11 protein-coding genes are annotated in these 12,271 nt (G+C 43.1%); all 11 read right to left on the reverse strand.

Annotation, left to right across the window (positions count from 1 at the left end):
* Positions 1–4: 4 nt before the first annotated feature.
* The 11 genes from AM1_RS25835 to AM1_RS25885 all read right to left on the reverse strand — a co-directional run bounded on the left by AM1_RS25835 (position 5) and on the right by AM1_RS25885 (position 12,255).
* The gene (locus tag AM1_RS25835) at positions 5–1,078 is read right to left on the reverse strand and encodes a hypothetical protein (RefSeq protein ID WP_238549083.1); all 1,074 of its coding nucleotides are present in this window, start codon (positions 1,076–1,078) and stop codon (positions 5–7) included.
* 115 nt (positions 1,079–1,193) lie between these two features.
* Entirely contained in the window at positions 1,194–2,075 is an 882-nt protein-coding gene (locus tag AM1_RS25840; RefSeq protein ID WP_012165875.1) for a glycosyltransferase, read from the reverse strand.
* 38 nt (positions 2,076–2,113) lie between these two features.
* The gene (locus tag AM1_RS25845) at positions 2,114–3,022 is read right to left on the reverse strand and encodes a glycosyltransferase (RefSeq protein WP_012165876.1); all 909 of its coding nucleotides are present in this window, start codon (positions 3,020–3,022) and stop codon (positions 2,114–2,116) included.
* A 32-nt stretch (positions 3,023–3,054) separates the two neighbouring features.
* Positions 3,055–4,284, reverse strand: a complete 1,230-nt coding sequence (locus tag AM1_RS25850; protein ID WP_012165877.1) for a glycosyltransferase — start codon at positions 4,282–4,284, stop codon at positions 3,055–3,057.
* A gap of 79 nt (positions 4,285–4,363) precedes the next feature.
* The gene (locus AM1_RS25855; protein WP_012165878.1) at positions 4,364–5,248 is read right to left on the reverse strand and encodes a sulfotransferase family protein; all 885 of its coding nucleotides are present in this window, start codon (positions 5,246–5,248) and stop codon (positions 4,364–4,366) included.
* A gap of 49 nt (positions 5,249–5,297) precedes the next feature.
* The gene (locus tag AM1_RS25860; RefSeq protein WP_012165879.1) at positions 5,298–6,194 is read right to left on the reverse strand and encodes a sulfotransferase family protein; all 897 of its coding nucleotides are present in this window, start codon (positions 6,192–6,194) and stop codon (positions 5,298–5,300) included.
* 59 nt (positions 6,195–6,253) lie between these two features.
* A complete protein-coding gene (locus tag AM1_RS25865; RefSeq protein ID WP_148215831.1) occupies positions 6,254–7,477 on the reverse strand; it encodes a glycosyltransferase family 4 protein in 1,224 nt (407 codons plus the stop codon).
* 62 nt (positions 7,478–7,539) lie between these two features.
* Positions 7,540–8,448 (reverse strand): sulfotransferase family protein, encoded by a 909-nt coding sequence (locus tag AM1_RS25870; RefSeq protein WP_083776766.1) that lies wholly within the window; start codon positions 8,446–8,448, stop codon positions 7,540–7,542.
* Positions 8,449–8,696: 248 nt separating this feature from the next.
* Positions 8,697–10,538 carry a heterocyst formation ABC transporter subunit HepA gene (gene hepA, locus AM1_RS25875; RefSeq protein ID WP_012165882.1) on the reverse strand — a complete coding sequence of 614 codons (1,842 nt, stop codon included), beginning with the start codon at positions 10,536–10,538 and terminating at the stop codon, positions 8,697–8,699.
* Between the two features lie 9 nt (positions 10,539–10,547).
* A complete protein-coding gene (locus AM1_RS25880) occupies positions 10,548–11,531 on the reverse strand; it encodes a glycosyltransferase family 2 protein (protein WP_012165883.1) in 984 nt (327 codons plus the stop codon).
* Between the two features lie 175 nt (positions 11,532–11,706).
* Entirely contained in the window at positions 11,707–12,255 is a 549-nt protein-coding gene (locus AM1_RS25885; RefSeq protein WP_012165884.1) for a serine acetyltransferase, read from the reverse strand.
* Between the last annotated feature and the right edge of the window lie 16 nt (positions 12,256–12,271).

The following is a 12,271-nucleotide window of genomic DNA, read 5'->3' on the forward strand; positions in this document are numbered from 1 at the left end:
GCTGTTAATCGTGAATGGGCGGTGCCAAGGGTGCTCTAGGGTCGCCCCCTCCGCCCACTGATTCAGGGGTATTGTTAGATACGACTGAAAGTCTAGTAAACAACTTCATCACATCCTCAAAAAAAGGACCTTCTGAGCGATTAAACCCATAGCCGTAGGTCTGTCGAAACTCTTTCAGGACACTATGCTCCAAGGGGATGGCATGGGCATTCCAGGCCGTATCATCCACCACGTAAGCGCCATAATCTTGCAACGCATGGAAGAGCTTTTTGGCGGGTTGTGTTTTGAGTCCCAGACTGGACGCAGTGATATCAGGGGGAATGGCCAATAGTGAGCCTTGAACCAGCTCGGGATTCTTACCACCATATTGCTGAGCTGCATACTTATCCGCGCGATCTGCTGGCCAACGATATCCAGGGATGCCCTTGGAATAGTAAAGATATTTTTTACCCCACAAGTTAATCTTTAAAGCATGCCGAATAGGGGCGTCTCCCACTAATTCCCCTTCCCGGATGGAGCCACCGATAGAAGACAATCCTGATCCAAAATGAGCACCTCCAATACCGGCATCGTAGATATCGACATTGGGAAAATATCGCCAGCCGTAGATGGGACCGCCTGGCTTACAGCGTGCTAAAGGTTCTAGCTGAACCAATGTCCTGCCGTCTGGCATTAGAAATGCAGAGGCATTATTGGGGGTCTTTCCTTTCCCTGCATCTGGAACGATCAGATCATCTGGAACAGGCAGGGAAATCTTCATGGACTTTTTTTTGCCTTTACAGCGCTTTCTCCAAGAACCAGGTGCATAGACCGGTTGGCGAGGATCATCGCCCTTTAATTCAAAGAAATACTCTTCATCGGATCGCAATCGGGGAGCTGGCTTAATGTGGGCGGGCTGATATTGAGCATTGGAGCCAATGGGCATATTCCAGATGGAGTCGGCGGAAAACGGCCAGAGAAATTTATCTCGAGAGGTGGGGGCGCTGTGGCTATAGTCCACTGGATAAGACGAGATGCGTCGCTCGAGCGCAGATGAAGAGCCGCTACTAACCTGTTGACAGGCTAAGAGTCCGAACATGCCAAGCAGAACGCACAATAAAATGAAATACTGTTTATAGCGATTTCTATTCAACATGGGCTATCTGTAGCTTCACGTTTTCGTTCACCCGGACTGGCACCTTTCTCAGAAACCACTAGCCAAATTTGAGTTGTGCCTTCACCCGCTCTAGCGCCGTTAAATGCTTGATAAAGGTCAACACAAGCCACAGCTGCAGTTTCTGGTGGACCGTATCTACCCGTGCCCGAGCAAAGGTCTTGAAAGGGGGGAAGACATCTCTGACAATATCCTTGATGAATTTCTTTAAGGTGTAGGTACTAGACTGGCTCAAGTCATAGGGGCCTCGGGTTGTTCTGAGGATTTTCTGGTAAAGCTGTGCAAAGGAATGCCGAGCTGGGTGATGGACAAAAGCCTCTGCTGAATAGACTTGTGGATACCCTGCCTTGAACACTCGTTGTCCCCATTCATAGTCCCCACCAGATTTCAGGGTTTGATCAAACAAACCGACTTTGTGGAAGACCGATTTAAAGGTAAAGACATTGGCCGTAGCGCCAAACTTGGCATGTTTTAAATACAAATCTTGCTGTAAATACAGCACGCTATCACAGAGTTCAATGGGGTTTGGCTGTTGTGGATTTTGATAGCTGAATTCGATTCTGCCAGCCACTAGACCACAGTTGGGAGTATCGTGTAAGCTCTGAACCCCTTTTTCAATCCAGTCAGGGGCAGGTATACAGTCTGCATCCGTGAACGCTAGGATGTTTCCTTTTGCGATCGCAATCCCAGTATTTCGGGCAGCATAGGACCCCCGCTGAGGCTCAATCACGACATTGGCGTGGGGGAAATGGGTAACAACAGCCTGCACATCATCTTCAGATGCATTATCGACGACTATGACTTCATAGGAATCTTGGTGAAAGGTCTGTTGCTCGAGGGCCAATAAGCATTGTGCCAAACGCTCCGTATCATTGAAGACTGGAACGATAACCGAAATAAAATCTGGGGAAGGGAGAGTCATGGCTATGTGTGTGCTTTTTTAGAAATACGACCCGATAGCTAGTGTTGTCCTTGCAAGGAGACTTTAGTCTGGGTGCCCAATCTTTTAAGTAGGGCATTCAGACGACCCAAGCTTTTGGCAATATTACAAATCCAAGCGATAAATATGATGGAAGTTACGTGTTGTCGAGCTTCGTCACTCTCAGAATCGAGAATAAACTGTCTATAACGCCAGGGATTGGGTGGAAGAATTTGCCGAAGAGTATGGCGGATGACCGCCCATAAGGCAACATTTTGATCCAGCTGCAGGTCCAACTGGCCTGCCCCCACCCGGTAGCCTTTCTTCACGAGAGAACGGAAGTTGCGGGTAGGATGATGAATTTCTGCCTCAGGAGAGTAGATAAGTTTGAACCCTGAGTCGGTGGCTTTCTTGGTCCATTTAAAATCTCCCCCAGATTTTATACTGGAATCAAAATAGCCTATGGCATCAAAGACCCTTCGATCGGTAAATAGGTTTGCTGTAACCGTCAACTGTCGGTTTTCAATATTCTTCTTAACTTGTAAGGACGTAATGGAGTCAAATAACTCTGCTGCTGTTCTTTGAGGTGAAAAGGAAAACGTCACTCTACCCCCTGCCAGATCGGCTTGGCCTAAATGTAGCGAATTGACCCCGCTCTCCAACCATTGTTCACAAGGGGTGCAATCGGAATCGGTGAAAGCCAGTATCTCGCCCTTGGCAATCGCTATTCCTTTATTCCTGGCTGCATAGGAGCTTTGCTTAGCTTCATAAGCATAGATAAAATGCTCAAACTCAGCTACAACAGCATCAATGGACTCATCTGAATTATTATCCACAACAATCACTTCAAATAAATCTTGAGGATAAGTCTGGCAGCTTAAAGCGGTTAAGCATTCTCTCAAACGCTGAGTATCATTAAAAACCGGGATAATAACAGAAACAAAATCCATAATTAAAAAATTCTATCGATTGCTCATTAACGTCATAGAAGGGATTGATAAATATCAACTAACTGATCATTCAGGTGATGGATGTTGTAGTCTTTCTCGACAATTCTTCGGCCTGTCAAACCCATCTCGGACCACATGTTTGGGTTGATCGCCAAACACTCTAATTTATTTGCCAGTTCATCAACGTCTCGTTCTGGCACCAAGAAACCAGACCTATTATGCTGAACCAATTCAGGAATACCGCTATGTTGGGTACTGACAATGGGCATTCCCATAGCCATCGCTTCCATTAAAGCGACCGGAATCCCTTCCTGATCACCATTGTTACTGGTGACACTCGGAGCGATGAGAATATCTGACTTCTCAAGAATTTCGATCACATCACTTTGCTCTTTCCAACCCAGAAAATGGATGTGACGCTCCATATTCAAGTTTTTTACAAGTTGTTGAAGATGATCAGACAGTGGTCCCTCACCAACAATGTTGTACTGGACAAGAATATTCTTATGGATAAGCTGGGCAACTGCCCGAATCGAATACTCAACCCCTTTTTTCTCGACTAGGCGATTGACAGTGGCCAGAACAATAGGCCGATCTGAACTCAAATGCCTGCTGACATACTTAAATTTGCTGCAATCAATCCCCATATGGTGGACATGGGTCTTGTCTTGTTGACATCCTAAGTTGACTATCTTTTTGAGAAATAGATCACTAATGGGTAAAAAAAGATCACCTTTTGTCCAAAGCTGATCGTACATATCATTGCCATAAACCTGGAGATGTTTTGTAATGTCCACGCCATGGAAGGTGGTTACCAATTTCCCTTTTAAAGCCTTGACTTCTTTAAGAAGCAAACCGCGAATCGCATTTAAACCAAAATGGCAATGGACAATGTCATAGGAGGAGGGCCGTGAGATAGCGGGTTCAGCCCGACAGAGCAACTTGAAGGAGGTTGCTTGTTGGCCATATCTAGCTGCATTGAGAGTATTGAGAACAGCGAAGGGATTCCTAAAGAAACAATGGGCAAGTAGTTTTATTTTTTCGGCCTGTCGGGCTAAGAACTCAGAAGGCAGTGGATATTCATAACAGATATTTTTATATAAGTCATAATTTCGAATATCACCATGCACAGAAGACTGATACGCAGGGACATCCGCATAGATATCCACTTCATGCCCCCTATCTACTAAACCAATAATCTGATTTAAGATAAACGTCTTGGAAGCGACGGGAAATTGTCCAACAATAAAAGCTATTCTCATAAGCTAAAGTGCAAAAAATAATCTCATGCAATAAGGCTGTATATAGCGAGGATAAATATAGGACTCTCGAACAACGGTGTTATGACGCAACCCTAGAAATAACTCTGAATAATTTAGGACTCGTTAACTCATAATCAAGCTGGTCTAATAGAGCACCCGCTACATGCTCAATTTCTGCCACTTGTATACGAGTTAACTTTTTCTTCCAGGCAAAGGCTCGGGAACCATTAATGGGTTCAGCCACCCTGGCATGTAAATGCCAATCTCGATTGATATGATCCTTAGTCTTAGTGTGATGTTGCAGCATGTCTGGTGAATATTCAATCCCCAACCAAGTACAAAGCTTTCGCAAAGACAACTCGGGTTGAGTCACTAAATCTTCGTACTTTAGTTCGTAATATCGTTCATTTCCCAATTGACTGCCGATAATAGTGCCATAGCTCACTCGTTGTTGCCATCTTGAGGCAGCACTTTTGATATTCTTTTCCCAACCAGCTTTCATCAGGCTTAAGGCGACATCTCTGCCATCTCTCAAGACATGCACAAATTTTGCTGTGGGATAAGCTTGGGCCAACCAATCCAGCTGGGTGACATGGCGGGGGGTTTTATCAGCCCAAAACGGCTTTCCTTGCTTATGAGCAGAGGCTTGAAATAAGGATGCTGCGGCACCATAAAAATCTGCTGGGGCTACCTGCTTCAGGGCTGCTTCGGCTTCCGATAAAGTCAGTTGAAAGATATCGAAGGAAAAGGTATCTTTCGTGGCGTGATTGAGCTGTAGGTCTCGAATAAAAAACCACCGTTGATGGGGTTGACTAAAATCACCATAACTATCACGATGTTTACTCAATTCTTTGAGAAACCAGGACTCTCCAGGAATATGAAGTTCAGCACTCTGGTTTAAGATAATGCGCAGCAAAGTCGTCCCAGAGCGCTCACATCCGACGATAAATATCGGTTCAAACACAATACGGACCTCTCAAGGGGTTGATAAGAAAAAAAGACATAAGTGGAGTTCAAACTGCTAACCAATGGGATAAATCTCGATTTAATAGTTCCTGGAGTTTATAAATACTCTCCCTGTAATCAGCCAGGAGGCTAGCCTTTATCTCTGGTAACATTTTGGGCCGATCATAGGTATTCATTGCCATCAGCATCTGTTTGGCTTGGGCACGACTTGTTTGGGGTAATGTTCGCCGAATGAATCGTTTGATCGTGCTGGGACGGTTGAGAAAATCTCCCAACCTTTTGGATCTCATTAGCTTGGTAACGTTATATCTTTGAACAACGTTAGGCTCAAATTCACTATCAATCTCTAGAAACTGGAAAATATCCCGAAGAACATTACTCGGATCTGAGCATAAGTCTTCATAGAGATAGACTCGTATTTGTTCTCTGCTAAACAGTTGGAAATATCGGGTAAGGTGCTCGTAATAATATCCTTCTTGTAAGTAGTACCAATCAGGAAGCCAATTTGATTGCTTACGCTGTTCTTCTGCAAAAATGGCTTTCTCAAAAGAATCTAGAGGCTCCAAGTCTTTTCTATACAAGTGCCAGTAGTGTGAGTAAGCCCTCTCGGCAGGTTCCCGAAGGATAGCAATCAGCTTCACATCAGGAATATAGTGCTTAATCCGTTCAGGGGCAGTTGGAGAACTTAAGTACCAAGTTGAAGCTTCTCCAATGGCCTGCTCATCAGCCACTTGGGAAAAGAGCCGCTGATACTCATCGAGGTTGGTGACAATGTTATACCTGGACACGCCATGGCCATTAAAGCCAGTGCAGCCCTCGAAAGCAAAGAATCTGGGTTCTTTGTGGGAGCTCATATATACTTGGGGATGTTCTTCCAAGTACTTATAGAGAGAGGTCGTTCCCGATTTAGGAGCACCAATTACAAGGAAATTAGGCAATACCATAGAAATGATGAGTGACGGAGGAACAACAACAGGTTATAAGGGGCAATCCATCCGGTTTCCTAGACGTTGACGGTGAGTTCTGCCCGTTCACATAGATATTTGAAAGACTCAATAAACCGCTCTTGGTTATGGGAAGACTTCACCCATCTTTTTCCATCTATTGCTAAACGGTTACGCAGATCTTTATCGTCGAGAAGCCGCTGTAAACTTTCTACAAATTTGGGTAGAGCCTCTCGTCCAGAGCCATCCCATCGCCCCACATACACACCGTATCGAGAAACGACATTCTCAGAATCTACACAGCTCAGGATCGGGGTCTCACACATCAGGGCTTCTAAAAAGCTAATGGCAAGCCCTTCATGAATAGAGGTATTGGCTAAAACCCATGCAGAGGAAAGAATTCGAATTTTCTCTTCTCCATCAATATGACCCATCATTTTGACATTACTGGGTAGGGAATCGGGTTCCCAAGCCCCTAGCCCTTGAAAGTGATTTTTGCCCATAAAGATAAAGTCAACTTCAGGGAAATAGGTTGCCAGCTCAGCAAATAACCAAGGACGTTTATAGGGATCGAGTCGGGCTAGAAAAACAACGCTAGGCTTTTCACTTTTGACGATTGTTTTTGGCTCGTCAATAATATGCTCGATAATATTGGGCAACAGGGTAATTTCTGACGGTTCCACGCCATAGGTGCCCACGACTTTTTCTTCGTAATAGGCCGCGGGTTGGGCAAATAGTATGGGTCGTTTCGAGAAAGGGGAATTTGACTTCTTGACGATCTCTGCTAAGGAGGTGCAGTTCACGGGTTTCAAGCCTTGAGGGACATTGTCTCCTTGACCAGGAATCCGGGTGCTCTCGATCCGCTTCATATCATAGGGCGTTCTCGGATCGTGTACCCAAATAATGACGGGAACACGTGGTAGGGCATCAATAATGGGTCGATAGTTAGACCGGTAATCCATCGTTAAGATAATGTCAAACTTCTCATTGTTAAGCAGTTGACGACGTTGATGCTTATCCTTAGGCAGTATCAATAGGCGGGTGCCATGGGCCATGACTTCTGTTTCACTCACGTCCGATAAGCTGCCAGTGATAAAAACTGGCTCAACCCCTAGCTCCGAATTTTGGTTAAATAAATCGGCGACTTGACGAATAGCAACACCAAAGCCACCCATTCTTCCTAAAGACAGATCATAGAATTCGTTGGCAATAAGCCCTAGCTTGATCTTGTTTTTGGGAATGGCAGAAGTGTCAACTGTTCTGTCTTTCGTAATACTAATCATGCTAAATTCACCACACTAAAACAGTACTTTTGATAAATCTTGAGGCAAGTATTTTGAGAACTTTATGCCTGCAGCCATGGTGAAAGATCTCTATTGACTAAACCTTGGAGGTTAAGAATGTCTTCTTTATAAACATTAATAAACTCCTTCCTTGTTTTTTTTGATATTTTTGGCTTTTCTTTTAGGTTAAGCAAAAAAATACCGGATTCAATTTTCTGAAGTAAATCATTCGCTATTTTTGGGCCGATTGAGCGGTTTACTTTAGAGCCATTCGACCAAATTTTTTGCAAAAAGTAGGTATGTAATCTTTTGCTCCTAGGGATGCCAGACGGATTATGTCGAATGGAAAAGTCAGGACTAAAACAATGATCAACACCTAAGAAACGATAAATATCTTTTACTATTTTCTGAGGATCCTTAATCAGATCTTCAAAGAAATAGATTTTTATATTTTTTTTATCAAAAAGCTCGAAATAAGGTTTCAATAAAGAGAAGTAAAATCCTTTTCGTTTGTAATGCCAATGAGGAGCCCATCGATTTTTAATCCGCTCTTCTTCTAATAACATGGCTTCTGAAAAATTATCAGTGGTTTCAATACCTCTACTGAGGGAGTCCAGAAAATTGGAATAAGCTCGTTCGATTGGGTCTCTCAATATTGCGATTATTTTAGCGTTAGGAATATGATGATGTATTCTCCGAGGTGCCTTAGGCGTTGTCAAGTAGATTGGAGAAGCCTCACCAATCGCAATTTCATTTGATACCTGATTAAATAACTTCTGATAATCATCAATTTTATTGATGAATTTAAACCTTGTATCATCCGGACCTTGAAAGTTAATCTCTTCATCTTCCACAGCAAAGAAACGAGGTTCTTTTTTAGGGCTCATAAAAATTTGTGGGTGTTCTCCTAAATATTTATAGAGTGATGTGGTTCCAGCCTTCCCAGCTCCAATAATTACGAAGTTTGGCATTGTCATTTTGAAGAATCCCTGCAGATATCATGTGTGTGCGAGCAAAAAAGTCAATAAGCAATTGAAATGATAAAAATCTAATAGTTTGTCAACAGTATAAAGATGGAAAATGAGAAAGATGTACCTAGTGTATGTTGATTAAAGTAGGCATAAATCAATCATTAAAAAATCCAACTTCATATATCAATCATTTGAAAAACGAGGATCTTTTAACATCAATCATTAATGCTGAATTGGGAATTGGTCGATTATCCTGTCGCAAATTGCATCTGATGGTATTTCCATAATTCTCCTTTCTGGTTGAGTAACTCTTGATAATTTCCCTGCTCTACTACTCGTCCTTTCTCAAGGACAACAACTTGATCGGCATTGACTATGGTAGAAAGCCTGTGGGCAATAACAATAACCGTTCTACCTTGGGATAAATTCTCTAAGGATTCTTGTATGAGTCGTTCGGTAACTGAATCTAGGGCACTTGTTGCTTCATCTAAAATGAGGATCTCTGGATTTCGGAGTAACGCTCTTGCGATCGCAATACGCTGACGTTGCCCTCCAGAAAGGCGAACACCTTTATCTCCCAATGAGGTTTTTAAGCCATCCGGAAGATCCTGAATAAACTGAAGGGCATTCGCCTGTCGAGCTGCCTCCCAAACCGCTGATTCATCGATTCCTTCTAATCCGTAGGCAATGTTGTAGAAGACAGAGGCATTAAAAATAAACGTATCTTGGCTGACGATGGCTAACTTCTGTCGAAAAGTATGGATATCAAATTGCCGTAAATCAATCCCATCTACAAGAATTTTGCCGTCGGTCGGATCATAAAGTCGAGGAATCAAGTCTGCCAGGGTGGTTTTACCTGCCCCAGAAGATCCCACTAGTGCCGTGGTCTGTCCTTTAGCAATGGCAAGGGTAATGTCATGAAGAACAGGCTCATTCGCTTCATACCCAAAATTAACCGCAACAAAATCAATGGAGCATTTAAGCTCTGAGAAGGGGAGTTCACCATTTTGGAGATACGGTTTGTCAGATTCTTTCAAGAGGTCTTTGACATTCTTAAATGCACCTTGAAAACTATTGAGTTTGGTCCAAGCCCCGTTGATGTGAGTGACCACAGGCATCGTTCGGGACAAGGTCAGCAGAAAAGTGAGTAAGGTAGTGGCGCGCATCTGCCCACTTTCCACCAAAGTGCTAAACGCGATAGCAACCATCAAAATTAAAAGAGTGCCCGACATCCCCTGGGTCAAAGGCCCCACCATGGTGGATAGCTTTGCCACTTTAGAGGTAGCCTTCACCACCTGGCTTGTTGCTTTGTAAAAGCGTTGACGCTCGTACTCATGGGTCGAAGAGGCATGTACTGTACGGATGCCGTTAATCAGTTCCAATGCAGCGGACGAAAAGCGTCCATTTGCGGTCGGCACATCAAAACTGGCTTCTCTGACCTTGGCTGTAATTTTTGATACACAGATGGACAATAACCCGAAGACCAAAAATGCTGCGATGGAAAGCTGCCAAGAGAGGAAAAACATCAAGCCCACATAGACAAGCAATGTCATTCCTTGGGTAAAAAAGACCGAAATAACATTGAAGGCCTGCTGCAGTTGGTTCGTTTCTCCCCGAATACTATTGATCAATTCCCCTGGTTGAGTCTTCGAATAAAAGCTTAAGCTCAACCCCTGTAGCTGTTCAAAAATGCTGCGACGTAAGCGCTCAGTTAAATTGATGGCCGCTAATCTTGAAAAGAGTTGACCCAAATAGTGCGATAGAGACTGTAGCCAGATTGCAAATAAAATAAAGGTTGAGAGCCTAATAATCCGTTCAGCCGGGGGAGCGGTAATGCCAAAGACCCAATGATCAATAAAATATAGCCCCGTTTGGATTGGGGATTCCTGAGGATTTGTCAGCCCTTGAAGGAAAACACCAATCAAGGCAACTGTAGAGCCTGACAAGCAAGCGGCGAATAACGAGAATGAGATGGCAGCTACAGTAACGCCAGGGAAAAATTTAAATTCTCTCAGGATCAATCGATTATCCTGCCAAAGTGCCGTTGCTTTTAAGAGATTCCGAATAGCAATACGTAAATCTGAAAACATATCAAACGATTAACTAGAATGACCAACGGGGCTAAGCGCATGATTTCGCGAGAAAATTTTCCGAACAGTATTGAACAGACTCAAACACCAAACGTAACTTTTCATACCCACCAATTGCATCAGGGTATTTGCAATAGAGAATGAAATAAACTCTCTAGAAAATCGCAAGTTTGGATAGTGGTTTATTGCCTGCTGACAGAAGAAGTCCGCTTTTTTAAAGTCTGGTTCTTTAGCCTGAATACATTTCCAAGCAATACACAAATTTACGCGTCCATAACTCCGGTTTCTAATCGGTAAATAATCATAGGGAACAGATTGAAAAGCCCGCTCAATAATCGTTCTAAAATCCTCAACCATTTCTGGATAACGTTTCGATTTGCTCGAAGGGTGAATTCTGTATTGAACCAACGGATCTTTAATCACAGAAATCCGACAGACTGCTGCAACTCGGATCCATAGATCCCAATCTTCAGCAACTATCAATGCTGAATCAAAAATACCAACAACATCTAAACAAGACCGCCTTACCATTACTGAAGAACAGGCAATCATATTGGATTCGACAATTTCCTCCCATATTGCACCTTCACTCTGAGGTTTCATGACTCTACCCGTGAGCCGACTTTCTTCATCCATCAAGGCCAGCCAGGTATGAACCAACCCCACCTCATCTTCAAGCGCTAACACTCTAACTTGCTGCTCTAACTTAGTAGGAGCCCAAAAATCATCACCATCTAAAAAAGCGATGTATTCTCCCCGTGCCAGCCTGATGCCGGTATTTCGGGCTGAGGACACACCTTGATTGGATTGGGCGTGGAACACGACCCTCGAATCTACAACAGAAGTAATCCAATCAGAAATGCCATCAGAACTACCGTCATCAACAATGATGACTTCAATATCAGAGAAAGTCTGTTTCAAAACACTTTCTAACGTTTCAGGAAAGAAACGCATCGAATTAAAAGTTGTGATAATAACTGAAACTTTAACCATTAGATAACTTCAGTACTAATGTTTTTTATGGATTCAATAAAGTGGAAGTAAACAATTTCTTGAAATTGATCATCCACTAGACCTCTTGCAATATTCGTTTCATGGTGTGTTACGCACTCAATTTATGCCGCGATCTGACTTGAATTTTTAGTTCGCTACCATGCCGTTAGCTGAATTATGCGAGAGGTCTACTAACGTAGGACAAGCCGGAGTGAAAATGATTTAAGCGAATAACTTTGGCAGGGTTACCAGCGACTACAGCATGGGCAGGAACATTGGATACCACTACAGCTCCAGCTCCAATAACAGCATTATCTCCAATTTCGATGGGGCCAAGAATAACAACATTACAACCAATTTCAACATGGTCTCCAATGGTGGGAGATGAAGAAACTGACCCATCCGATAGAATCTTATTTCCAATCGTAGTGGAGTGACGAATGATACAATCCCTACCGATAGTTGCATGGCGATTGATAACTAGTGAAAATCCATGCTGAAGTTGAAGATTCTTGCCTATTGTAGTGTCAGTAGGCAATTCTATTGCAAATAGTATCTCCGTAAAAATCTGATATAGATAAGTTAGTAATCTAAGTGGATAGGGAAGGTTTGATAGTAATTGAGAAGTCCTAAAAAAAGAAAGCACAAGTCGCGACTTTAAACTGGTCAGCTTATTAACCTCCCAGTCTTGAAAAATATATTCGAGCAGCTGGTTTTTTATCATCAATCTCACCTGAATA

This window comes from Acaryochloris marina MBIC11017 (genome assembly GCF_000018105.1).
GTDB lineage: Bacteria > Cyanobacteriota > Cyanobacteriia > Thermosynechococcales > Thermosynechococcaceae > Acaryochloris > Acaryochloris marina.